The 25,098-nt window shown below is 59.1% G+C and carries 21 protein-coding genes, 1 tRNA gene and 1 pseudogene; 17 read left to right on the forward strand and 6 right to left on the reverse strand.

What is annotated here, in order from left to right; all coding sequences use genetic code 11:
- Positions 1 to 39: 39 nt before the first annotated feature.
- The 4 genes from IPM16_04665 to IPM16_04680 are packed head-to-tail and all read right to left on the reverse strand — an operon-like array spanning position 40 to position 3,013.
- Positions 40 to 1,284 (reverse strand): extracellular solute-binding protein, encoded by a 1,245-nt coding sequence (locus IPM16_04665; GenBank protein ID MBK9122402.1) that lies wholly within the window; start codon positions 1,282 to 1,284, stop codon positions 40 to 42.
- A 22-nt stretch (positions 1,285 to 1,306) separates the two neighbouring features.
- Positions 1,307 to 1,846 carry an LOG family protein gene (locus IPM16_04670; protein MBK9122403.1) on the reverse strand — a complete coding sequence of 180 codons (540 nt, stop codon included), beginning with the start codon at positions 1,844 to 1,846 and terminating at the stop codon, positions 1,307 to 1,309.
- Between the two features lie 6 nt (positions 1,847 to 1,852).
- A complete protein-coding gene (locus tag IPM16_04675; GenBank protein ID MBK9122404.1) occupies positions 1,853 to 2,209 on the reverse strand; it encodes a histidine triad nucleotide-binding protein in 357 nt (118 codons plus the stop codon).
- A 9-nt stretch (positions 2,210 to 2,218) separates the two neighbouring features.
- A complete protein-coding gene (locus tag IPM16_04680; protein MBK9122405.1) occupies positions 2,219 to 3,013 on the reverse strand; it encodes an enoyl-CoA hydratase in 795 nt (264 codons plus the stop codon).
- An 89-nt stretch (positions 3,014 to 3,102) separates the two neighbouring features.
- Between IPM16_04680 and IPM16_04685 the strand changes: the two genes are divergently transcribed.
- From IPM16_04685 to IPM16_04695, 3 genes are all read left to right on the forward strand, one after another.
- The gene (locus IPM16_04685; protein ID MBK9122406.1) at positions 3,103 to 3,618 is read left to right on the forward strand and encodes a MogA/MoaB family molybdenum cofactor biosynthesis protein; all 516 of its coding nucleotides are present in this window, start codon (positions 3,103 to 3,105) and stop codon (positions 3,616 to 3,618) included.
- 84 nt (positions 3,619 to 3,702) lie between these two features.
- Positions 3,703 to 3,790: transfer RNA gene (locus IPM16_04690), tRNA-Ser, on the forward strand.
- Positions 3,791 to 4,536: 746 nt separating this feature from the next.
- Complete coding sequence (locus IPM16_04695) at positions 4,537 to 4,869, forward strand: hypothetical protein (GenBank protein ID MBK9122407.1); 333 nt, start codon at positions 4,537 to 4,539, stop codon at positions 4,867 to 4,869.
- 117 nt (positions 4,870 to 4,986) lie between these two features.
- On the opposite strand, the pseudogene IPM16_04700 reads toward IPM16_04695, so the two are convergent.
- Positions 4,987 to 5,505: pseudogene (locus IPM16_04700) on the reverse strand (recombinase family protein).
- On the reverse strand, positions 5,495 to 5,710 hold the full coding sequence (locus tag IPM16_04705) for a hypothetical protein (protein MBK9122408.1): 216 nt from the start codon (positions 5,708 to 5,710) through the stop codon (positions 5,495 to 5,497). The pseudogene IPM16_04700 and the gene IPM16_04705 overlap by 11 nt, the downstream one beginning before the upstream one ends.
- A gap of 394 nt (positions 5,711 to 6,104) precedes the next feature.
- On the opposite strand from IPM16_04705, the gene IPM16_04710 reads away from it, so the two are divergent.
- From IPM16_04710 to IPM16_04775, 14 genes are all read left to right on the forward strand, one after another.
- Entirely contained in the window at positions 6,105 to 7,964 is a 1,860-nt protein-coding gene (locus IPM16_04710; protein ID MBK9122409.1) for an RHS repeat-associated core domain-containing protein, read from the forward strand.
- Between the two features lie 566 nt (positions 7,965 to 8,530).
- Positions 8,531 to 9,577, forward strand: a complete 1,047-nt coding sequence (locus IPM16_04715) for an RHS repeat-associated core domain-containing protein (protein MBK9122410.1) — start codon at positions 8,531 to 8,533, stop codon at positions 9,575 to 9,577.
- A gap of 4 nt (positions 9,578 to 9,581) precedes the next feature.
- On the forward strand, positions 9,582 to 9,989 hold the full coding sequence (locus tag IPM16_04720) for a hypothetical protein (protein ID MBK9122411.1): 408 nt from the start codon (positions 9,582 to 9,584) through the stop codon (positions 9,987 to 9,989).
- 5 nt (positions 9,990 to 9,994) lie between these two features.
- Positions 9,995 to 11,509, forward strand: coding sequence for an RHS repeat-associated core domain-containing protein (locus IPM16_04725; GenBank protein ID MBK9122412.1), 1,515 nt, complete (start codon positions 9,995 to 9,997; stop codon positions 11,507 to 11,509).
- Positions 11,490 to 12,764, forward strand: coding sequence for a hypothetical protein (locus tag IPM16_04730; GenBank protein ID MBK9122413.1), 1,275 nt, complete (start codon positions 11,490 to 11,492; stop codon positions 12,762 to 12,764). Before IPM16_04725 ends, IPM16_04730 begins: the two co-directional genes overlap by 20 nt.
- Positions 12,765 to 12,892: 128 nt before the next feature.
- Complete coding sequence (locus tag IPM16_04735; GenBank protein ID MBK9122414.1) at positions 12,893 to 14,848, forward strand: RHS repeat-associated core domain-containing protein; 1,956 nt, start codon at positions 12,893 to 12,895, stop codon at positions 14,846 to 14,848.
- 21 nt (positions 14,849 to 14,869) lie between these two features.
- Positions 14,870 to 15,172 (forward strand): hypothetical protein, encoded by a 303-nt coding sequence (locus IPM16_04740; GenBank protein ID MBK9122415.1) that lies wholly within the window; start codon positions 14,870 to 14,872, stop codon positions 15,170 to 15,172.
- Between the two features lie 341 nt (positions 15,173 to 15,513).
- Positions 15,514 to 16,665 (forward strand): RHS repeat-associated core domain-containing protein, encoded by a 1,152-nt coding sequence (locus IPM16_04745; GenBank protein ID MBK9122416.1) that lies wholly within the window; start codon positions 15,514 to 15,516, stop codon positions 16,663 to 16,665.
- A 474-nt stretch (positions 16,666 to 17,139) separates the two neighbouring features.
- Positions 17,140 to 19,050: a hypothetical protein gene (locus IPM16_04750; protein ID MBK9122417.1), complete on the forward strand. Its 1,911-nt coding sequence runs from the start codon at positions 17,140 to 17,142 to the stop codon at positions 19,048 to 19,050.
- 8 nt (positions 19,051 to 19,058) lie between these two features.
- On the forward strand, positions 19,059 to 20,090 hold the full coding sequence (locus IPM16_04755) for a hypothetical protein (GenBank protein ID MBK9122418.1): 1,032 nt from the start codon (positions 19,059 to 19,061) through the stop codon (positions 20,088 to 20,090).
- Between the two features lie 17 nt (positions 20,091 to 20,107).
- Positions 20,108 to 21,253 (forward strand): hypothetical protein, encoded by a 1,146-nt coding sequence (locus IPM16_04760; protein ID MBK9122419.1) that lies wholly within the window; start codon positions 20,108 to 20,110, stop codon positions 21,251 to 21,253.
- 23 nt (positions 21,254 to 21,276) lie between these two features.
- Complete coding sequence (locus IPM16_04765; GenBank protein ID MBK9122420.1) at positions 21,277 to 22,395, forward strand: hypothetical protein; 1,119 nt, start codon at positions 21,277 to 21,279, stop codon at positions 22,393 to 22,395.
- 23 nt (positions 22,396 to 22,418) lie between these two features.
- Positions 22,419 to 23,909, forward strand: coding sequence for an RHS repeat-associated core domain-containing protein (locus tag IPM16_04770; protein ID MBK9122421.1), 1,491 nt, complete (start codon positions 22,419 to 22,421; stop codon positions 23,907 to 23,909).
- 398 nt (positions 23,910 to 24,307) lie between these two features.
- Positions 24,308 to 25,084, forward strand: coding sequence for a hypothetical protein (locus tag IPM16_04775; GenBank protein MBK9122422.1), 777 nt, complete (start codon positions 24,308 to 24,310; stop codon positions 25,082 to 25,084).
- Positions 25,085 to 25,098 lie beyond the last annotated feature (14 nt).

The raw sequence follows: 25,098 nt of genomic DNA on the forward strand, positions 1-25,098 counted from the left end.
TTGACCACACTCATCCCTCAGCACGTTCATCGCATTCGTTTACGGCTGCAGCGCGCTGCGGACCGCTTCCTGCGCGTTCAATTCACCGGTGATCAGGTCGATCCACGCGGCTTGCATCGCGCGCGCCGATCCGCCTGTTCCAACCAGTTGATCGGCAGCGAATGCATTGGTCATCAGGTCTGAAAGCAGCACGTTCTCAAGTCCGGGGAACGACCAGCGCCGTAGGGCATTGCGCTGTGTCGGGGGAATTGATACTGCTTGCGCGAACGTGCCGTGGCGCTCGGCGTTCATCATCCAGTTGATGAAGCGGCCCGCGATGGCCTGCTGTTCGGGATCTTGCGTAACGATTACCCACATCCACGCGTCGATGCTCGATACGGGATCACCGGTCGAGGTCGGGATGGACGAGAACGCAGTCGCACGTTCGGTGTCGGCGAACTGAGCGAGCTGGCTGGTCTTGACGACTCCAGACGGAATCTGCCCGGTCGCTACCGCCCTCGAGTATTCGCCCGGGGACGAGTAGTCTACCGAGCCCGGCACGATCAGGTCTTCGGTACGCAGCATGTCATAGAACGAGAATACAGCCTCGACGGCAGCTTCGGTCAGCGCGCCCTGCGAGTCGAGGATGCCACCCGCCGCGCTGTACTGGAGCCACAGCACGTCAGCGATGCCGCTCGAACTGGCTGCCGGTACGACCAGCGGACGGTCCAGATCGAACACGGCGTCGAACGTCATGCGATCGACCGGTTCGTTGTCGGCGTCGTACGCGAACAGATAGAGTTCGGCGAGGTAGGGCAGGGCGTACAACTGGTCGTCGGCGCGCCCAAGCCGCAGCGCGGCCGGGAACAAATCGGCGATGACGGCCGAGGCAACTCGTCCTTCAATGGGCTGAATCAGACCGTCTTCGACTGCTCTCACAAGATCGCTGCGCCGGAGCAGGGTGATATCCGGGAGTGCGCCGGGAGCCACACTGCTCGCGCTGCGCAAGATGGCCATGATTCCACCAACGTCGCTTTCCGCCTTGCGCCGCAGGTCGACGACTATCCCGTCTTGCGTGTTAGAGAATTCGGCGATATCCGCCTCGACGATGGCGGCCACCGCGTCGGCATTGGCCGGCAGCAGCGTGTCCGGAAACCATATCGTCAGCGTCGTCGGTTCAGGCGTCTCAGCAGTTGGCGATGCCGTTGGCGTCACGGTCGGAGTGGCCGCCGATGTCGGCGTCGCCACGGCCTGTTCGGCTGGGGCTGCCTCAGGCGTCGCGCTGCATGCCACCGCGACAACCATGACGAAAACCGCTGAGAGTGCGCTATGCCGGAACATGGTTCGAAATGAGATCGACAACCGCTTCAGGCGTGTCCGCAAACTGCACGTGCATCCAACCTTCATGGTGCATGAATTCCGACCGGCCTGTAATGTCGATGATGGGCCGCCAGAAACTGCCGTAGCACACCGTAGAACGGCGCGGCATGTCGCCAGCCCGCATCAACTCGGATGCATATACCAATTCGTTTAGCGTTCCCAATCCGCCGGGCATGACGACGAACGCATCCGGCACGAGCACGAGGTGCTCAAGTCGCGCGCGCAGCGTCTCGAACGGGCGGACTTCGGTCAGATACGGGTTGGGTTTCGAGCCTCGCTGGCGTTCAAACGGGAGACAAGTCACGCCGATGGTCGTTCCGCCGACCTCATACGCGCCTTGGCTCGCTGCCGTCATCACACCGTTGTAGCCACCAGTCATGACGGCGTACCCGGCCTGCGCTAGCAGGCGCCCGACCGCGACGCTTTCCTGATACACCGGATGAGCAGGGGTCGGAAGTGCGCTCCCGAATACCGCGACGATCTTCACGATAACCTACTCCGACGATTTCCGTTTAAGCATCGGGCCGACCGGTTCGCCGCCGACCAGATGCATGTGCACGTGGTAGACCTCCTGGCCGCCGTGTTCGCCGCAGTTGACAATCAGCCGGTAGCCCGATTCCGCGATGCCCAGATCTTCGGCGATGCGCCGGGCGGCGGTGAACATGCGCCCAAGCGTCATTTCGTCCTCAGGCGTCACGTCCGACACAGTCGGGATCTCTTTGTTCGGGACGATCAAGATATGTACGGCACGTTGGGGGTTGATGTCCCAGAACGCGGTGACGAGATCGTCGCTGTAGACCTTCTTCGACGGGATTTCGCCCGCAATGATCTTTGAGAAAATGGTCGGCATGGGGCCTCCTTACTTGCCCTTGAACACGGGCGCGCGCTTTTCGAGAAACGCACTCACGCCTTCTCTGAAATCTTCGGTCGTGAACATGACAGCTTGCACGCGTGCCTCGTAATCGGCAGCGTCGTCAAGATCGCGCTCTGCTGCCCGATAAATCGCGCGCTTGGTCATACCGATTGCCCGGGTGGGCAGCGTGGCAAGCTTGTGGGCGAGAGCAGTCGTTTCTTCGTGCAGCGACTCGGCCGGTACGACGCGATTGACGATGCCCGTCACCAGTGCCTGATCGGCGGAAACGCGGTTCTTCGCGTCGGCCAGCAGCGCGAACTCGAGGGCTTTAGCAGTGCCGACGGCGCGTTGGAGCAAATACGTCAGGCCGCCGTCTGGCACGAGGCCGATGTTCACGAATGCCGCAAAGATGAAGCTAGCCGCATCTGATGCAATTCTCAGGTCGCAGGCGAGTGCAAGGCTAGTACCCGCCCCTGCCGCTGCGCCGTTGATGCTGGCAATGATCGGTTTCGGCATGGATCGCATCTGCTTCGCAAGCGTGTTCAGTCCCGCTCGCAGATAGTCCGTGATCGGGACGTCAGGGTTGGCCTGAATTTCGGCAAGGTCTGCGCCGCTGCAGAAACCGCGCCCCTCGCCAGTGAGGACGACTGCACGTACATCGCCATCGCGGTCGGCGGACTTCAGCGCCGCCTTCATCTCGTCCATCATCGGCGTGGTCAGCGCGTTGAACGAGTCGGGACGGTTAAGTGTGATGGTGGCGACACCGTCACCGCTCTGATATCGTATGAACTGGTACGACATGCTGCGCTCCTTCTCACGGGTCGTATGGCCCGGACGAATGCAGGCGGACATTGTACCATCGAACTAAGAACGGGGGTCAGAATCAGATTATGCGCGGCGCAGACGAACACCGCGAGCGAGCAGGAACAGAGCCGGTTACCTTCGCTATCGTAACGGTGAGCGACACCCGTACGCCGGACACCGACCAGAATCGGATCTATCTTGAGCGCCGCCTGACCGAAACCGGACATCGTGCTGGACCCTATCGCCTGATCAAGGACGAGCCGCAGCAAGTGGCCGATGTACTGGACGCGCTGGCATCAACGGCAGGCGTGCAGATCATCCTGTTCAACGGCGGTACCGGCATCGCCCCACGCGACACGACGTTCGATGTCATTAGCGCGAAGCTCGAAAAGACGCTGCCGGGGTTCGGTGAGCTGTTTAGAATGTTGAGCTATCAGGAGGTAGGCGCTGCGGCGATGCTCAGCCGTGCAACGGCGGGCGTGTATCGGGGTAGGTTCGTGATCTCGGTGCCGGGCAGCCCCAATGCTGTCGAGGTCGCGTTCGAGAAGCTAATCCTGCCGGAGATCAACCATCTGGCGTGGGAAGTGATTCGCAAGCAGTAACGTCGTCTACCCGGAATCCCGACCGTTTGGGGTGCGGCACACCCTATACACACGACGCCGAGATTGTATAATGTCAGGCGAACAGGAGAGGTGCCGGAGCGGCCGAACGGGCTCGTCTCGAAAACGAGTATAGGCGATGAGTCTATCGAGGGTTCGAATCCCTCCCTCTCCGCACGAAAGGAAGTTATCCGAACAGCTTCCTGAGCCGAGACCGCTAGAATTGCTGGCGGTCTTTGCTTTTCTGCCCTTGCTGATCGCTGGTGCCCCAGGTCGTACTCGCTCCGTGATATCCTGCAAGTACGCGAATGGCGCACACAACTCCAAACGTATCTTTCCCGCAGGGTCAACGACGACCCTCTCAACCATATAACGCAGCAGTTCTTTCTGGTCGCTGCGTTCAAGGCGATTATACACGATACCCACCTGCGCGATGATTTCGAGCGCCGCGTCAAGATTCTCGATGTAGACCTGCTGTTGCCCTTCCAACCCTTCCAAACTCATCCGAATACGTGAGCGGCGATCCTGCCATTCCTGCCATTGCATGTCCCATAGGCTGTCTGTCACTTTTCCGGCTGCGTAGAGTCGCATCAGCCGAACTTCTTCGTCGTCGATCGACTTTAGGGCAGCCAGCAGTTGCGCGCGCTCGTCCGGGCGCAGATGCCCCATCGCCTCCGCAATGTCATCTGTATATGCAGCACGAATCAGCGGGATCAGGTCGGGATCAACCTGTACGCTCTGCAAGGCCTCTGCCATCTGTCCGTCAATACTGCTACATAGGAAGTTGATGCCGCTGCGCGCGATGCAGTAGTAAGGGGTTCCTCCGCCCGGACGAGACGCGTTGGACGTGGAGCAGGTCAGACGGGTCAAATCCTGGGTGTCAGGCGCGCTGTAGTAGATCAATCCCTTGAGCAGATAGTCATGGCGACGTTCACGTCCACGTTTCCGGTCGCGTTGCTCGAGAATTGCCAGTCCACGCTCAAAATCTTCCGTCGTGACAATCGGTTCCCAGTTTCCTCTGATGGACTTTGGGGGTATTTTTCCCGCACGACTGGTCACCCATCCAGCATACGTCCAGTTGTGGAAGATTGCCGCAAGCGTACTGGTATTCGCGACCCGTTTGCCATGCTTCTTGACGTGAACAAATGGACGCCCGCTTCGATACGTGTGCCCTTTGGCGTGGAGGGCCTCACAAATCTGCTCCAGCGTCAGCTCGTTCTGCAGCAGCAGATCCCAAGCATAGCGCCAAAGTGAGGCGCGTTTTGGGTCTTGCTCGATCCAGTGGGTGTGCCGTCCTTGAAGCTTTTTGGCTTCCCCAAACACCTTGTCTTCCACATTGCGGTAGCCATCAGGTGCAACCCCACAAAAACCACCACTCTGACGCTTTGCCTGCAACCCCCCTTTCACACGAATCCCCAAGAGCGCTGACTCGCGTCGCGCCAACGTGAAGGACAGCGCTACGATGACCCGATCATCCGGATCCATTGGATCAAGATCAGGCGAATTGGCGAAGCGCACAGCGACACCGAATTCATGCAGCTCGTCAATTGCGCGAAGGGCCTCCGTATCGTTCCGTCCAAAGCGGTCAGCGCGTTCCACGATGACATGTGAGAATCGACCAACACGGGCATCTGTCAGCAGTCGCTGATATCCATCCCGATTCGGTGTCTTGCCCGTAAGCACGTCAATGTACTCGTCGATCACGGACAGTTCAGAGTGCTTGAGCACATTCTCTTCGATGGCAAACCGCTGTCGAGCGCGTGAAAGTTCCGGCTTCTGGTTCTCGTCGCTGCTTGTCCTCAAGTAGATCGCCCATCCCGGTCGGGGTGGGGACGGTGCCTGTCTCTTTCGCCTGTTTGTAGCCATCGCTCTGCCGCTCCTACACAGCATGTGTCTTCGGTTCTTGTTCACGATACTGCAACTCGCCGCGAAGCGAATTTTCGGCGCGGATTTCTGTGATTTCTTCTTCGGAATCGCATGGATATTGGACGGCGGCAAGAATTCGCGCGACGCGGAGTACCCGCTTGATCATCACGTCAGGGGATTCAGAGAGTCCTGAAGTCTGAAGTCCTGTTGTCGAACTCACTATGTTCATGCAGGACCTCCTGAACTTCCCCGATATCGCGCCAGATCATCGTTGAGTGCCTGACCCAGCTGGAAGGCGACTTGGGCCGAAGCGTATGTGATACATTCCATGAAATTTCCCCCGGCGACTCGACTTGTCACCAGCGTAAGGCAGCGAGCGCGGTCTGGAATGCAACGTAGCCGCACCGTTTTGCTGGCCATTGGCTCGTCGACTCCGGATAGCAATCCGTTTCGATTGTCGCAGAGGGCGCGATCGTAAGGTGGCGAGGACTACAGCTTACGGTTGGCAGAATTGCGGGGCTGTCGGGATTCGCCAAGCCGGGAGCTCGGAGCATCGCGTATACTGTGCAGTGACGGTCGGCTAGCACCGGAGCAGCCCGGATGACGAACTGTTCACCACCGAGATGACCTACGACCCGGCGGGACGCGTGACGACGATCCACCACCACCGCGACGTGTCCGGCACGCCGCAGACGCTGGCTCGCTTCGACTACACGGTGGACGCGCGCGGCAACCGGACGCAGGCGGTCGAGCAGCGCCAGCCCAGCGGCGGCGGATCGCTCCAGCCGCAGACCCACGTCTACACCTACGACGGTGTCGAGCGTGTGACCGGCGCGACGACGTATCCCAACGCCACGCCGACCGGCACGCCGATCCGCACGTTCGCATACGCCTACGATCTGGCCGGCAACCGGACCAGCGCGGCGCTCAACGGCACGCCGACCAGCTACAGCTACAACACCCGCAATCAGCTCACCGGCGACGGGACGCACACCTTCAGCTACGACAAGAACGGCAACCGGATCTCCGACGGCACCCTGACAACCGTCTGGGATCGCGCCGGCCGGATGCTCTCGCACGACGGGCATGGCTACGCCTACGACGGCGAGGGGCGGCGCATCGCGCAGACCGCCGGCGGATCGACCACGCGCTACGTGCTGGACGTGCAGCGCGGGCTGCCGGCGGTGATCGGGGCGAAGGCGGGGTCGGACGTGACGCACTACATGCACGGTCCGCTGGGGATGTTCGCTCAGCGCAACCCCGACTCCTCGTGGGACTGGATGCTGCACGACGGGTTGGGCAGCGTGCGCGGCGTGTTCGACGGGACGCTGCAAAGCGCGGCGGAGTACGATCCGTTCGGCGAGCCGATTTTCGCGCCGGTCGGCACCGCGTACGGCTTCACCGGCGAGCTGACCGACGGCAACGGGCTGGGGTATCTGCGTGCGCGGTATCTGGCCCCCGCACTCGGCACGTTCGCCTCGCGCGATCCGTGGCGGGGGAGCGCGTCCGCGCCGCGCACGTGGAACGGTTACGCATGGGTCGAGGGGAACGTCGTCAACCGGGTGGATCCGGGTGGGAAGCAATCGACCGGATTCGCACCCTACTCAGGCTCCGAGCCGGATGTCGTGTATACCGTGAATGCGGCATCAGGCGGATCGAGCTGCGGCAATCAGTCGAGTGTACCGGTGCGGACCAAGGAGTCGAAGCTGGCCGAGCGAGTGTCGCAGGGGTTCGCGCGTACGCGAGATGCGTTCGAGCAAACGCAAGGCTTCCCCATTATTCTGCCGGATGGCGACGGAGGCATGCCACCTCGGCCGGAATGTGGTGTCGAGTTCGTCAGGGGGTTGCGTGAGTATGCGGAACTGCTCGCCGACTGCCTCGCTGGGGAGTGTGCTGACCTTCCCGACGGTTCTGCTCCAAAGGATCTTCCCGACGCTCTCGCGCGGTTAGTGGAATATTCATCAGCCCAGTGCCCTGAATCGAGCACCACGGAGCTCGTCGATCATATTTCCGAGGTACTGCTGAAGTCACGCGGAGGACTCACCATCTGGGACGCCGCGCGTGTAACAACGCGGCATCCACTCGATTCCTTCTCGGCCGGTCTCAATCCAGATATCTGGGAGGCTAGCGGACAAGTTCACCACTTCTGGTCGTATCTGAACACCGTTGCACAGGGAGGTCCGATTGGATATGGAGTGGCTATGGCAGCCGATGTAATCCATGAATGCGGTCTGGAGAATGTCGGGATCCTGTTCGGGCGTGGTCCAGTTGTCGGTACAGTGCAGGATGCACGTCTGACGAGTATCGCGGTGCATTTGGGGGTATCCGTTCACCTTGGGCTGGATCCAGACGGCTTGGCAGCAGCGATTCGTGAGCAGCTAACACAATCTTTCAGCGGTCCGCTGGCTCATTGGTATTACCAGCCACTTTCTCCGTGTCAAGGCTTAGGAACCATTGACTCAATGTTGCGTAGCGGGGAATGAAGTAGATGAACAGTCACTTGCTACGTGCAACGCGCTACGCCTCAGGGACCGCGTTGGTAATGATCGCTGGGATTGTATTCCTGCTTGCTCACGGGGTCGGCTCAACTCGCGTCCTGCCTTCACGATCAGATCAACTCATGGAGCTTTGGGCTTGGCTATTGCTGATTCACTTGGCAATGCTGTCTGCTGGGCTACTTTGTTTTGCGAGTTTGGGCTCACTGCTGCGCACACGATGGTTCCGACTCGCGTACTCGGTGTGGATTGCCCTAACGTTGTTTGCGATCGTTGTTCCCGTCTTTGTGGAGCCTTGTGAGGAAAGAGGAGCCACGATTGTATGCTATCCCGACGGGGGTAACACAACATACTTCCGAGTACTTGACAACGGAGTGTTGGTGCGACAATCGAAGTGAGATGGAATGCTCGCAACCAGCTCACGAGCGACGGGATGAGCGCATTCAGCTACGCCTACGAACCTCACCCCCCGGCCCCCTCTCCAAAAGGCGAGGGGGAGAATGGCCCACGGCGCTTTCGCCCCTCTCCCCGCTTGCGAGGGAGAGGGGTTGGGGGTGAGGGGCCATTCGCAAAGCGCGGCGGAGTACGATCCGTTCGGCGAGCCGATTGTGGCGCCGGTGGGAACCGCGTACGGCTTCACGGGCGAGCTGACCGATGGGAACGGGCTGGTGTATCTGCGTGCGCGGTATCTGGCGCCCTCGCTCGGCACGTTTGCCAGTCGCGATCCGTGGCGGGGGAGCGCATCCGCGCCGCGGACGTGGAACGGCTACGCGTGGGTCGAGGGCAACGTGGTCAACCGGGTCGATCCGGGTGGGATGCAGTCCATTACGTCGACTCCGACGCCGACACCGACAGTATCGTGTCCGCAAACGCCGCAACCCACGTTCATGTCTATTGCACCAACGGCGACATCCACGCCGGACCCGACGCTGTTTACTGCTGCAGTGCTCCAGCAGACCGCAACGCCAACTGCACCTAATGGCCTCATGTCGAATCAGCCCGAAATGGTTCCGACGCCGGCAGGAGACTACCTTGAAGAGTATTGGGCGCGAGAAAAACTGCGGGGCAATCCCGACGTTGTCGGCTTTCTGGCTGCGCTCACAGGTGGTCTGATACTTACCGGCGCAGCTATTGTCGCATGGCCTGTGGTTGGGCCAGCGGTTGCGGCGGCAGCACGGTTCGCGGCCACAAACCCCTTTACTCGCGGCTTCATTGCTGGAGGCACGGCGGAAATGGCCAAGCAGGTCTTCTTGGAGGAGACTCCCCTCAACGAGATTGACGCTTGGGACGTTATGGTGTCCGGCATCGCCACAGGAGCAGCGGTTGTGTTGCCATCAAGGGCAATTGCGAATATCGAAGGACCTTGGTGGGCGATAGAAGTTCTGCGGCTAAACGCAATCGTCGCAACACTGGGTGCTGGTGAGATTCTGAAGGGTGATGTTCCATTGGTTGCCGAGGGCTCAGAGGGGCAGCAGTCATCCATCTGGATTTCGCCCTACGCAACTCATTTGCAGCAATTTGCACCCGGAGGTCTCTTGTCCGACATTGCATGGGAGCTACTGACAACAATCTCCGAACATCTACTGAATGAGCAAAGGTGAATCGATGCGCGTTGAGTTGGCTTTACTGTTGGTGATCATCACGATCTTTGCAGACATCGATATCGGCTGGAATCTGATCCAGCTACAAGCGATCCGCAAGGGTTTGGTTTCAGGCTCAATCGGTGTCGTTGGCCCATGTCTGCGCGCACCATATCTAGCGATCTATCGTTGGCTTCGAGTGAAAGGGTATGAGAAGTCACAACCCTGGAAAGTTCTTGGAACTCTGACCATAGTCGGGTTGTCTCGTGCAGTTCTGATTGCGATGTTGATCTACTGGCACCTGGATCCTCGTTCCAACACATCTACACTAGACAATGTAGTTCTCGTCGGCTCGTTGTTAAGTCTTGCGTTCTTCCTTGGTGCCGGCTGGATGCGCGCATGTTCTAGTGACAAACTGAAGCTGCAAACCTGATCTTGATGGTGCGGACCAGCGCGGCGCTCAACGGCACACCGATCAGCTACGCCTACAACACCCGCAACCAGCTCACGAGCGACGGGACGCACACGTTCAGCTACGACAAGAACGGCAACCGGATCAGCGACGGAACGCTGAGCATGGTCTGGGACCGGGCGGGCCGGATGCTCTCGCACGACGGGCACAGCTACGCCTGCGACGGCGAGGGCCGGCGCATCACGCAGACCGCCGCCGGATCGACGACGCGGTACGTGCTGGACGTGCAGCGCGGGCTGCCGGCGGTGATCGGGGCGAAGACAGGCTCCAATGTGACGCACTACATGCACGGACCGCTGGGGATGTTCGCCCAGCGCAACCCGGACGGGTCGTGGGACTGGATGCTGCACGACGGCTTGAGGAGCGTGCGCGGCGTGTTCGACGGGACGCTGCAGAGTGCGGCGGAGTACGATCCGTTCGGCGAGCCGATTGTGGCGCCGGCCGGGACCGCGTATGGCTTCACCGGCGAGCTGACCGACGGCAACGGGCTGGTGTACCTGCGTGCGCGGTATCTGGCGCCTTCGCTCGGCACGTTCGCCTCGCGCGATCCGTGGCGGGGGAGCGCGTCCGCGCCGCGGACGTGGAACGGCTACGCGTGGGTCGAGGGGAACGTGGTCAACCGGGTCGATCCGGGTGGGATGGCGGCATGTAGTCCGAATCAGCAGAGCGGTTCTTCGGGGGTCGCTGACGTACGTGAGCTACAACGAGAAGTGCACAAGCCCAAGCGAGCCGGTCGTCCATCGGCTCTGTCGTGTGGACCGAACAAGACGATTAACATCGACGGCGGCTGTGAGGACGCCGGAGGCGGGCAGGCAAGCGCGGGAAACCCCGGTAGTGGTAGCTGGGGCGGAGGCTGGAGCAGTATCATCGCTACCATAGACCTACAAGCGATCCTGATCGCTCTCGGCCTTGCGCCGGTATTGGCCGAAGCGCTAGAGCGGCTCTTCAGTGGCGTGAATGACGTGATAGCCCAACTCTCCGAGGCAGGTGTAGCGATCCCGCTACCGAACGTCGGCGGTCAGGCTGGCACAGCCCCACAAGCCAGTGCAACAACCATTCCCGATACGGACGAGCAGGATCGCAGCTACCCGATAACTCGCGATGTTCCTGATCAGCCCGATTGCCATCCAATAGTCTGGCCGGCACCGATCTGGAAGTCACTGGGAATCAATGACGAAGGGGTGTTCGATTCAACTCACGATCGTCCTGGCCCAGTGCTAGAACGGCGTACGCGACAGCGCGATACGGACGTGACGAAAGCCTACCGACAGAAGAACAGTGTGGCAATTGGCGAAACTAGGGGACAAATCCATCATAAATGGCCTTTGTACCTCTATGGCCCAGATGAACCGTCAAACTTGGTGTTCTTACCGCTGGCCGAGCATACTGCGTGGCATGCCGAACTACGTAGACAAGGAGTCACGGGAAACATGTATTACGATCCACCAGGGACCAAGTACTGTGTCGTACATCACAACTAGCGATCGACGTATCATTGAGGAGCTGCTGGCTCAGTACGATATCGCGGTGCTTCAACCCGCCAGTGACCAACGCCGCGAAGATGCCGCCCGCGTATTCCTTGGAATGCTCCATGGTTCGGTAGCGATTTCGGAATCAGCACAGGTGTGGTTATGGGAACAGGTCGAATCAGCACATCCGAGGCTCTGCAATCCATGTTTGCGTATTCTGTTGGAGATGGATAGTCGCCTGCCACCTACGTCGGGTCTGTCACACGACTTCAAGCGGCTCAGAGCCTTAAGCCTGTCCAGGACAAATCTGTTCGAAATGTGGCGCCGCTATCCGCCGCCCCCGGAAACCGTGGAGGAAATCATCAGACATCGCACATGGGCATGTGATATCCTGCTCGAAGTAGAAGCGGTAACTCACTTCGATCGCTTCCGCGAGCTCAGTAGTCTGGCGCTGTCTCCCTTGACGGATTTGTGGTTGATCGACAGCCTTGTGCCGGTGTGGTATCACGGTCGCGCAGTCGAACTTCTAGAAGCGGCGATAGACGGTGTTCAGCACGGCAACTACAAATCCGATGGCTACACGTGTTCGGTGCTTGCTAGGTCTGTCGCATACGTTTCGCTGTTGGCTAGGCCCGAACCAGACGCGCGGTTGCGAACGATGTCTGATGATGAGAACCCAATAGTTGCAGGACATGCCCGCGTCGCACTTGCAATGCTAGGTGACCCAAAGGTGGTCCACAAGATATCGGAAACTCGGCTTGATATGGCAGACACAGACACTGAAATCATGCTGAATGCAGCATACTTTCTCGGATCGCCCATCTGTATCCCGATGCTTTTCGACGTTGCCAAGCAAGGCCCTCTCATTGACGACATGGGCGAAACCCTGTGCAGCACAGCAGCGTTTGTCATCGAAGCGATCACCGGAATAAGGATACGAAGCACAGATAACAGCGAGTTGATCGTATCACGTGTCGAAGAGATCCAGTCGATGATCCCACAGCTCGGTGACGACAGACGGTATTATCGTGGTCATCCCTTGAACGCGCTTCACTTCCGATCCAGGCTTTCACCGTTCGGTGGACTCGAGTCAAGTGCTGGATATTGGGGGTTACTGAGCACTATTGGTATTGATGTCGGGTATCGGCAGCGGTACGACGTAATCCACAACCTCCCCGCGTTAGACAAATGGGATGAAATTGCTGCAACATGGGACAGTAACCATGAGCCCGGCCGCTGGTACTTCAAGGGGAAGCTTGTGAGATGATGGCTTCACCGGCGAGCTGACTGACGGCACCGACGCAAAATCTCCCCCTCGCCAAATCGCGAGGGGGAGCCACGGTACACAGCGAGTGCCCTGCTCCGAACGGATAGGGGCAGTCACGCGTATACTGTGTGGATGACGAACTGTTCACCACCGAGATGGCGTACGACCCGGCGGGACGCGTGACGACGATCCACCACCACCACGACGTGTCCGGCGTGCCGCAGACCCTCGCTCGCTTCGACTACACGGTGGACGCGCGCGGCAACCGGACGCAGGCGGTCGAGCAGCGCCAGCCCAGCGGCGGCGGAACGCTCCAGCCGCAGACCCACGTCTACACCTACGACGGCGTCGAGCGCGTGACCGGCGCGACCACCTATCCCAACGCCACGCCGACCGGCACGCCGATCCGCACCTTCGCCTACGGCTACGATCTGGCCGGCAACCGGACCAGTGCGGCGCTCAACGGCACGCCGACGAGCTACGCCTACAACAACCGCAACCAGCTCACGAGCGACGGGACGCACACGTTCAGCTACGACAAGAACGGCAACCGGATCAGCGACGGCACCCTTACGACCGTCTGGGACCGGGCCGGCCGGATGCTGTCGCACGACGGGCACAGCTACGCCTACGACGGCGAGGGCCGGCGCATCGCGCAGACGGCCGGCGGATCGACCACGCGCTACGTGCTGGACGTGCAGCGCGGGCTGCCGGCGGTGATCGGGGCGAAGGCGGGGTCGGACGTGACCCACTACATGCACGGACCGCTGGGGATGTTCGCCCAACGCAACCCGGACGCGTCGTGGGACTGGATGCTGCACGACGGGTTGGGGAGTGTGCGCGGCGTGTTCGACGGGACGCTGCAGAGCGCGGCGGAGTACGATCCGTTTGGCGAGCCGATCGTGTCACCCATCGGCACCGCGTACGGCTTCACCGGCGAGATGACCGACGGCAACGGGCTGGTGTATCTGCGGGCACGTTACCTCGCCCCCGCACTTGGCACGTTCGCCTCGCGCGATCCGTGGCGGGGGAGCGCGTCCGCGCCGCGGACGTGGAACGGCTACGCGTGGGTCGAGGGGAATGTGGTCAACCGGGTCGATCCGGGTGGGATGCAGTCCATTACGTCGACTCCGACTCCGACACCCACTGTATCGTGTTCGCCAACGCCGCAGCCTGCGCTCGTGTCTACGCCACCTGTGGCAACATCCACGCCGGATCCGACGCTGCTTACTGCAAGCACCAGCCAGTCGACAATTTCTCCACAAGCAGCGCCGCGTCCCACGTTGTACACCGTTGCCGCAAATCAAGTACGCGACCAGATCGCGGCAGGCATGGCTGCCCCTCGACCGACATATACGCCAACTCCGCCTGCCAGTCCGACGCCGTTGGGGCCACTCATTCCTACACAGACGCCCACTGCACCTCCGTCACGTGGACGGGGTGTTTGGAACACATACGGGCATTTCCGTAACGTGATCGAGCAGCAAGCGAGCGTACAAACTCCTACTACACCTCCACCATCTGGACAGGTTGTTTGGAACACGTACGGACAGTTCCGCAACGTGATCGAGCAGCAGGCGAGCTTAAGGGTATTCATGATCGGTGCACGTTTGGATGCATCTGCAATGCTGCTTGGTGTAGGTGTTGACGTCAACTTGGAACTCCACTTCGTGCCCCACCACTTCTTGCCACAGTACTGGGGACGCAGATATGTGTTCGCAACAGCCCTGTCTGTTGGGTCGCAGTTCTCGTTGGGCAAGACAGGAATTGATACATCTGTAGGACCGATTGTCGGATCAGTTGATAGTGCGAGTGTTGGGACCGACAGCGAAAACACTCAGTCGATCGGGGGCGGGAACGTTAGTCTGCCGTTTTTGGGTCCCAACCTAGAGATCGATGTCTCTGGAAACGAAGCTGGCGAGGTGCTTTACCTTGGATTTGGCTTGCGTGGCGGTGACGCTGTACCGATCACTGTTTATGCCAATCTTTCAGGAACCACATCACTCGATTTTCCGGAATCTCGAGAACCCTACCCGGACTATCTGTGGTCGCCGCCGGGTCTACGCCTAATGCCGCAACGATAACGGAGTATTGAGGTAGCCAACATGAGTTCAGTCGTAGCAACGGCGCTATTCGTCTACTTGGCACTCGGTATAGGTCTAGTCGTCACCAGTATCCATAAACGAATCTGGGACGTCGTGCGACGTGATGGAGTAGTACGCGAGGACCATTTCGGAGTTGGCAACCCAAATCGGGATTGGTACTTCAACAAGAAAATGGCAAGCGCGATCTACTTCGCTGTAATCTCGATCCGCTTCGTTGGCAAGATCCTCCTTATCGTCAATACTGCGTACCTCGCAATTGCGGTCTTGGTCGAATTGTTCGCCACTATAACCGGGAGTCGATAGACGAGATCGGACGTGATGCACTACATGCACGTCCGCTGGGGATGTTCGCCCAGCGCTTGTGGCGCCCATCTGAATCGCGTATGGCTTCACCGGCGTTGAGCGACGGCAACGACGCAAAGTCTCCCCCTCGCGAGATAGCGAGGGGGAGAACGGTACACAGTGAGTGCCCTTCTCCGAACGGAGTGGGGCACTCAAGCGTATACTAGGTGCATGACGAACTGTTCACCACCGAGATGGCGTACGACACCAAACCTAATCCCCCGGCCCCGTCTCCAAAAGGCGAGAAAGAGGCCGGCCGACAGCGCTTTCGCCCCTCGCCCCTTGAGGGAGAGGGGTTGGGGGTGAGGGGCCATTCGCAAAGCGCGACGGAGTACGATCCGTTTGGCGAGCCGATTGTGGCGCCGGCCGGGACCGCGTACGGCTTCACCGGCGAGCTGACCGACGGCAACGGGCTGGTGTATCTGCGCGCGCGGTATCTGGCCCCCGCCCTCGGCACGTTCGCCAGTCGCGATCCGTGGCGAGGGACGGCGTCCGCGCCGCGGACGTGGAACGGATACGCGTGGGTCGAGGGGAACGTGATCAACCGGGTGGACGGGAGTGGGATGCAGAGTTGCTTCAGTAGCGGCGGTACATCTGTGTCGCAGCAGACCTCCGCGCCCCTCACGTCGACACCCTATGCGCCGACCACCACGTCAACACCGGTCTATACGCCAACGTATACGTCTACTCCAACCGACACGGCCACACCGACTCCAACGGCGACGGCTACGAGTACGCAAATCCCAACTCTGTATCCCACATCCACGCTGACTCCCACCCATACACCGTCTCTAGTGCCGTCTGCGACATCCACACCAAGCAATACCCCTACCCCTACGCCCACAATCGAGCCGACGTCCATAGAACCCGTGCTTACCGCTGTCCATCCGACGATCGAGGCCCAGCGCCGCGTATATGCAAGCGACGCGGTCATGGTGCTTGGTTTCAGGGGCGACCTAACTTTCAGCTTGCTAGGACTAGGGGCAGATTCCAACGTGGAATTACTTGTGGCACCAGATTCGTTGCTGAGTGGAAACCTTCTGGACTTGGCTACTAACGCCGCCGGAATCCAGTTTACTCGAGGGATAGAAGCGAAAGTCTTTCCCTTAGGCGAAACTGGAGTAGGCGCATCGGCTGGAGTAGTCGTAGGGTTCACTAGACGCGGATTGTTGGGCAAGAGTGGTCAGTCCGTTGTCGTGGGTGGGGGAAATGTACAGGTTCCATTCTTTGGCCTCGGACTAGAAGCCGACGTGTCGCTCGGCTCCGAATCGTCGTATCTCTACATCGGCGGTTCGGTCGGTGCAAGAGTGCATCCTTCGCCGCTTTCTCTCTACGTTGAGGTTTCCGAAACGCACTCATTGAACGTAGTCAGAGAAGCTCTGAATTTGCTTCCTTTCCCGTTCAATTGGGTCTTTAGCAGTGTCGATGCGCTAAGGAAAATCCTTGGTCAGTGAGGTACGATGTCAGTCGCTATCCACATCACATTGATTGTTCTTGCACTACTGCCTGCCTTGTTGGTCTGGCCAGCATCGAACCGGGCGGTTCGACTTGGCCTCAAGCTGGCAAACCAAGATGAGCCAGTCGACTGGGTACCAGACAACAGAAGGTCGTTCTACAGTTGCGCGTTCATTGTCGGCGGCATAACTGGGCTGATTGGAAGCTGTGGGATTATCAGCACATTTGTGTGCTACATCCTATCCCAGCTTGCATTGCCAAGTGGCGTCTAGGTCCTGCAGCAGGGAGGCGCGGCGGAGTACGATCCGTTTGGCGAGCCGATTGTCACGCCGGTGGGGACCGCGTACGGCTTCACCGGCAAGCTGACCGACAGCAACGACACAATACCTCCCCCTCGCCTTCTCGCGAGGGGGAGAACGGTACACTGCGAGTGCCCTTCTCCGAACGGAGTGGGGCACTCAAGCGTATACTGTGTGGATGATGAACTGTTCACCACCGAGATGGCGTACGACCCGGCGGGACGCGTGACGACGATCCACCACCACCACGACGTATCCGGCGTGCCGCAGACGCTCGCCCGTTTCGACTATACCGTGGACGCGCGCGGCAACCGGACGCAGGCGGTCGAGCAGCGCCAGCCCAGCGGCGGCGGATCGCTCCAGCCGCAGACGCACGTCTACACCTACGACGGCGTCGAGCGCGTGACCGGCGCGACCACCTATCCGAATGCCACGCCGACCGGCACGCCGATCCGCACGTTTGCCTACGGCTACGATGTGGCCGGCAACCGGACCAGCGCGGCGCTCAACGGCACGCCGACGAGCTACACGTACAACACCCGCAACCAGCTCACCAGCGACGGGGCGCACACCTTCAGCTACGACAAAAACGGCAACCGGATCAGCGACGGCACGCTGAGCACGGTCTGGGACCGCGCCGGCCGGATGCTGTCGTACGACGGGCACAGCTACGCCTACGACGGCGAGGGACGACGCATCGCGCAGACGGCCGCCGGATCGACGACGCGCTACGTGCTGGACGTGCAGCGCGGGCTGCCGGCGGTGATCGGGGCGAAGGCGGGGTCGGATATCACGCACTACATGCACGGACCGCTGGGGATGTTCGCCCAGCGCAACCCCGACTCCTCATGGGACTGGATGCTGCACGACGGCTTGGGGAGCGTGCGCGGCGTGTTCGACGGGACGCTGCAGAGCGCGGCGGAGTACGATCCGTTCGGCGAGCCGCTTGTGGCGCCCATGGGGACGGCGTATGGCTTCACCGGCGAGCTGACCGACGGCAACGGGCTGGTGTATCTGCGCGCGCGGTATCTGGCGCCTTCGCTCGGCACGTTCGCCAGCCGCGATCCGTGGCGAGGGAGCGCGTCCGCGCCGCGCACGTGGAACGGCTACGCGTGGGTCGAGGGAAACGTGGTCAACCGGGGCGATCCGGGTGGGATGCAGAGCGCCACACCGACGCCGACACCCACAGTTTCGTGTCAGTCAGCACCGCAACCACAGCCGGTCTCTACACCGCCGCCGATGTCAACACCGACCGCGCCGTACGATCCGACGCGGCGAGTCGCAGGTATCAGCGAGCCAACGATCACACCAGTGCCAACGCCACGGATTGTCAGTACTCCGGGACCTACCCCACTCGAGTGGAACCGTCTAGTCGAGTACTATGTACGCAAGTGGAACCGGTTTGACCCGGCGGACTGTGACAGTAGGATACAGATGTGCGTTACGCTATCAGACGCTGAGTTCGCCGCTACTTTACGGGCGATCATCACACATGAGCTACCAGGAGGCCATGTTTTAGAAGGTAACCACGAATGGTTCGCAGAAACCTTATACCGACTTGAACTTGGACTTGCTAGCGACACAACGCTTGGAGCAGCCAACCTCCGGCCAAGCACAGTTAAGGAACTGTTTGAGGGCCGGTTGGGTCGGGAATTCGATCCCAGATCCTTCGATCCCACACGTCTGCGGGGTCTCAGGGATGAGTGGGAGGCAATTAACGAGGATAAAAACGCCTTTGCCGACTTCATGTGGCGACCGGAGGTGTTTGTTGACCTGGCAGCCGCAAACCTCTATCGCGGCACTCTGCGGATGAATAGAGATGGTCAAGCGCCATCGATCTTCAGCATGAGCATGTGGTACAACGAAGGCATCTATGCGGCCAAATTCCCACTGGCATCAAGCAGTTCCATTGACAAGGCCACGGGGTATGCCAACGCGGTTCTAGACCTGATTCTCAAGGAACGTTCTCCGTGGTCAAATCGCTTTGGCACAGTTGGCGATCTGACAGCGTTTTATGTACTAGAGGAAGCCCGGTACGTTCAGCAGGACCTTCGACTTAAACTGCTGTGGAGCAATCGCCCATGAGACGTAGCGTGCAGAAGTTTGTGATCTTCGTTCTCCTCGTTGCTACCGCATGCTCCGGTGGCAACGAGGGGCGATTGGTCGGGGAGTGGATCATTTTTGTGTGCGATCTTCCGTTATGGTCGCTGAACATCTACAAAGTGCGTCCGGATGGATCTGAGCTTACTCAAGTACATACTTCCGACGACTATCGTATGCATTATTCGGGCTTCTCAGTCAGCGCCGACGGGACAGAGCTGCTGTACATCGAGAACTATCAGCTGATTGCGATGTCATTGAGTACTGGGCACAAGCGGCGACTGCTGCAAGGCTCCACTCAAACCGGATTCGACTCCGACTTTGTATATGATCAGGAGACTGATCAATTCGTTGTAGACACGTCAATGAACCTCACTGGGGATGTGAGTGGACGACTTTACCTGTTCAACAATGCCAGTGAACCTAAACTAAACAAAGCAATACCCGGCATTGAACTGGGTCTCGGGTCATTGGTTAGCACGTCATTGACTGGCGCAATAAGCAACGCGATCTCTATCGTGAATCTTGAAACTGATGAGGTCGACCAATATTTGATCAATCCGCGTGACTATGATGGACTTCGGCTCGGTCGGACACAGACTTCGCCCAATGGAGAATTCACGTTGTTTGAGATCGAGCAGAGGCGTCAGTCTCCCGATTTTGACGCGGCGAGTGAATTCATTCCGGCTTTGAGCTTTTCCCCTACGTTTCGATATGATCTCTATCGAATGGATAGCCGCACCGGAGAGATCAACCGTATTGCACAGGGCATACAAAGCCGTGCCCTCATCTCACCTGACGGGGAGCAAATCGCCTACTCGCAATACAATGATGAGGTGAATGAATATCGCCTGATTATCAGTCGTCTCGATGGTAGCGATCCAACAGTGGTGCTGCGTCATCCATGTATGCGTGCACTTGGGTCATGGAGCCATACCCCACGTCCGCAGCGAGCCGGACAGCAGTTCACCCAGCCCGCAATACCGCTAATACAGCCACCTGCACCGCCCCCACCGGCGAGCTGACCGACGGCAACGGGTTGGTGTATCTGCGGGCGCGGTATCTGGCGCCGGGGCTGGAGACGTTTGCCAGCCGCGATCCGTGGCGGGGGAGTGCGTCCGCGCCGCGGACGTGGAACGGCTACGCGTGGGTCGAGGGGAATGTGGTCAATCGGGTTGATCCGGGTGGGATGGCGGCCGGCATCGCGGCGTGTGAAAGCTCCGCACCCAGTGTCGAAGTCAGTACGCGCAGGGCTGCGACAGGTGCATCTTCATCGGTCGTTGGAGTTGCCTACCTTGCAAGTCCGCGACCCGCAGCACCGTCGCTTGACATTTGCATGATCCTCGCTGAAAACGCGCGTGCTACTGCAGGTGCAGGAATCGGTAGCGAATTGATTTCGCAAATTGATGGTCTGAAGGCTCTCGGTTGGCTTGGTATCGCTGTCGAAGGAGTCGAACTGGCGTGCGCCTTGAAGCAGGGGGATGCTGGCGCAGTGCTCCGACAAGGAGCTGAGATGCTTCTTGGCCTTACACCCACCGGTCTACTTTTGGACGTCATTCGTTTGTTTAGTGGACTCAATTTGCGCGAGAACAACACGCCGCCTCATTTGCCCTTTGAGCACAACAGCAGATTCATGGAGTGCAGCATGAAGCCCGGTTTCCGGGGAGCAAGAACGTATGAAGCACTAGGAGAGATGTGGAGTTGGCACTGCGACGGGAGCAATTGCCATCCGGTTCCTGAGCAAGCCTTCATAGCCATGCAAGAGGCGTTGCCGAGCTTCTTCGTAGAGGACGGCCGGTTGGGCAACCTGAGCAGGGATCAGATTCGTTATCTGATGGATTGGTTGGCTGATCATCCGCAAGTAAAGGATGCTATACGGCAAGAACCGTGGACAAGCCGCAGCGACAGAAATGATCGCTTGAATGCCACCCTGACATTCTTGCTTGCTCAGCACTATCTCTGGGGTGGTACGACCGATGACTTGCGCAACGGCGCTGGTTGGAGCGACCTAAGTGAAGAATACTTTTCACTCAATTACTGGGAGGCGCGTCGGAAACCAAGTGGCGCCTTGTACGATCCACGACCCGAAGTCGTATTCCCGGGATTGTTACGCGATTTGGAGTCGCTAACATGGGTCAACCCGCTCCTCGCCATGGATTGCAGATTCGGCTATCGTCCTCGTGACTAGCCTTAAACAGGGAGAACAGTAAAATGTGGCTCACGATGGTCATGATCACGCTCAGTCTCATCTTTCTGCCAACTTCTGGCTCCATACCTTGGGTACAGCAACAATCGTTGCGTTTTTCTCAGACGTATATCGATCACATGGTTGCTCCTATTTGGAAAGTCAAGGCTGGACCGTCAGGCCAAGGTGCCTTTATCGCATACGACACACTGCCGGTTGTGATCGAGTATCTTGACTTCGATCTACGACGCCCCACGCTGAGAGTTGAACTTGAAGGTGGAGTTATCAATGGGTTCGAGGTAGATCCAACGGGAAATACAGCAGCGGTGCATGTCGGAGACCAACTCTATCTGGTATCCAATGAGGGGGAAGACGTCTTTCAAGTACCGCTCTCGGATCCATTCGGACCCTTCGGTTTCGGTTTTAGTCCACGCGGCGACCTGTTATACGTAGCGCCATGGTTCCGACCAACGACGGAGATTTGGGACGTTGTGTCGACAACTCATATCCGAACGGTGCCAATTGCCGGCGATTGGATCGCTTTCAGCCCTGATTCGAGTCTGATGGCGATCGCTCAGGAATATGAGGGTCGTATCGTCGTCGTGTCGACGCGGAGCGAGAACCCGGTGTCCGTGGTCGCCCGGCCGTCGCGTTCGCTGGAGGACAGGCGTCGACTGGACGACGTTGAAATCTTGAGCATCGGTTTCATTGGTGATTGTGATATCGCGTATGTCTATAAAGGCGCGGTCGCTTTCACGAACGGAGTGAGGACCCTCAAGTGCGGTGAATCTGGATTGCCAACGCTGCCTGAGGAGAACGTGTTTGAGACGGGATCTACCACGGTGGAGATCATCGACCGCAAGGTATACTTTCCACAACCCAACCTCAACCAGATCACTGTCTATGATATTGCGTCAGGCGAGCAATATGACTTCAGGGGTTGGCCTGACAGGATCAGCCCTGACGAGTCGTATTGGATCGAGTTCTTCCCTGAGAAGTGGATCGTCCATTCTCGAGTAGACGAGTCTACATTCGATCTTGTGACGGATTGCTTCGACTGCTCCGTGCTGATCGCGGACAACGGAAACACACTCGTGTTTTGGGACGAAAGCACGATCGAGATTTGGCAGGCAAGTAGCGATTGACGTAGTAAGAGGTGTTTGCCCGCGTGTTTGGCAGTACTGGCCGAGGGTGCAATGAGAGCGCCACACCGATCCGCACGTTTGCCTACGACTACGATCTGGCCGGCAACCGGACGAGTGCGGCGCTCAACGGCACGCCAACGAGCTACACGTACAACAACCGCAACCAGCTCACCAGCGACGGGACGCACACCTTCGGCTACGACAAGAACGGCAACCGGATCAGCGACGGCACGCTGAGCACGGTCTGGGACCGGGCCGGCCGGATGCTGTCGCACGACGGGCACGGCTACGCCTATGACGGTGAGGGACGACGCATCGCGCAGACGGCCGCCGGATCGACGACGCGCTACGTGCTGGACGTGCAGCGCGGGCTGCCGGCGGTGATCGGGGCGAAGGCGGGGTCGGATATCACGCACTACATGCACGGACCGCTGGGGATGTTCGCCCAGCGCAACCCCGACTCCTCATGGGACTGGATGCTGCACGACGGCTTGGGGAGCGTGCGCGGCGTGTTCGACGGGACGCTGCAGAGCGCGGCCGAGTACGATCCGTTTGGCGAACCGATTGTGGCGCCTATCGGGACCGCGTACGGCTTCACCGGTGAGCTGACCGACGGCAACGGGCTGGTGTATCTGCGCGCGCGGTATCTGGCGCCTTCGCTCGGCACGTTCGCCAGCCGCGATCCGTGGCGGGGGAGCGCCTCCGCGCCGCGCACGTGGAACGGCTACGCGTGGGTCGAGGGGAACGTCGTCAACCGGGTGGATGCGAGCGGGATGGCGGCGGGCATCGCGGCGTGTGAAAGCTCCGCACCGCTGATTGAAGCCCTCAAAACCACAGCGCGCTCTTCTACAGAATACGACGGAGTGTCCCACTACACGCGGGGCATCGGACTAAGCGCGACGATGCCTTTCCCTTACTCTGACGACGAAGACGATAAGACCCCGCTATTCCCGCTGACCACAGTAGAAACAAGGACGCCGGAACAGATGGAGAGAGACCGGAAACTGTGCGAAAAGTGGGCCAACGACATCAAGCGTCTGCTTGAGAATCTATTACGGCGGATTAGCGACATGCGTCTTGATCGGCACAACCTGTGGGACATAAGGCTCCTGGATCCTCCTCAAAACAGCAGGATCATTAACGGCAAGTACGTGGGGACATGGAAAGGACACAGAGATCAAGCTGTAGGGTTGAAGTCAGGTATCGAGACTCGTATTGAAACGTTCAAGAACGGCCCGCCTCATGCTCCTCCGTGCCGAGATCCGGACAATCATGTGTCATCTACCCAGTCGGTGTTGGCTACTATCGATATCGAGGCTGTTATTCCGGATCGGGTTGCACAGCAGGAGCAAAGCGACCAACCTCAAACGCCACCCGACCCGATCCCATTCCAACAAGTCCCTGTGGACCCTCTTTACATTCCTTGCGATGCAGCTTGTCAGCTCGCGCGGTGGCTGCTATTGATTGGTGCAGCAGGTGGACTGGCAGGTGGCGCAATACTACGTGTGCAGTAGACCGCGGGTTGACTGATGTAGCTTGGCATTGTGCGGATAGGAGAAAGACCTTGGACGAGCGCGATTTTCAAAGAACGGCTTGGTGGGGTGTGTCTTGCCGGGAGATAGAACAACGTCAGGCCCCTCCAATGGATGCTCCATGCCATGAATTCAACCGAATTCGTGATCCAACCGACCATGGACGAGTCATGGCTTGCTGTAACCTCGGCGAATACTCTAACGTCGATTCAGTTGTCGCTGTAGTCTCGGACAGTTCGAGAGGTAACGTTCAACGACGTTCTAGAGCAGTATCAGCGATCTACGGTCGATCATCATAGGTCTCCTTACGAGGCCTCAGCCGAGGCGGAAGTCAGCCGCTCAAACCAAGCATTACGGGTTAGCTGCACAAGGGGGCCTAAATGCAGGACGAAAGACTCGGATGGAGTGCTCTGCTTCTACTCACCGGCGCCGCCATACCTGGACTTCGGAGTCTCTACGAACTTACCGTAGACGAGCCAAGACCTGACAACCTCGACTTTGAGGCCGACTGGATTGTCGCCGCCGTTCAAGACGTGATGGCGCATGTCGAAGCTGCGTACTCTCGTGGCGAGAGGTTCTACCTAACACTAGATCCGATCTCTGAGCTGTTTGTACGGAGTTCAGGGAAGTACGGCCTGGAAGCGACCTCGATCGCCGAGTGGCTTAGTGATGCAGTGTACGCAATCCATCGAAGTCAGAGTCGGGCCATTGAGACCCTTAGGTCAGAGGCTAGGAGCCAACATATCGCTAGTCGAAGGGGAACAGTTTCTGGACACGAGATTCCTGACGAAGCCATAGATGCACTCGTGGCTGCATTCGACAACTTAGGATCCCAGCTAGTGCTCGTCAGCGACACTGCGGACCTCACTGAGTCGTTCATCGAGTCTCTGGTTGGTTTAGGACTGTTCGAGGAGAGCGTCCACCAACTGGATCGCCTAAATCCTTGGACGATCGGTGGCGACATTGATGACCTTCGACAAGCCGTGCAGATTGAAGTACTTCGGTGCATCCAGGCACATACGATCCAACGTTGGATACGGCACATAGTTGAGGTCATGTCGAAGGACGAGTTGGCAATAGGTTTCCGTGCGTTGTTCAGCATTGAGGAGGCAGACGAGGTGGTGAGATACATAAGCGAGTATCGAGCAGCTTCTTGACACAACACGACAAC

This window comes from Candidatus Flexicrinis affinis (assembly GCA_016716525.1).
GTDB lineage: Bacteria > Chloroflexota > Anaerolineae > Aggregatilineales > Phototrophicaceae > Flexicrinis > Flexicrinis affinis.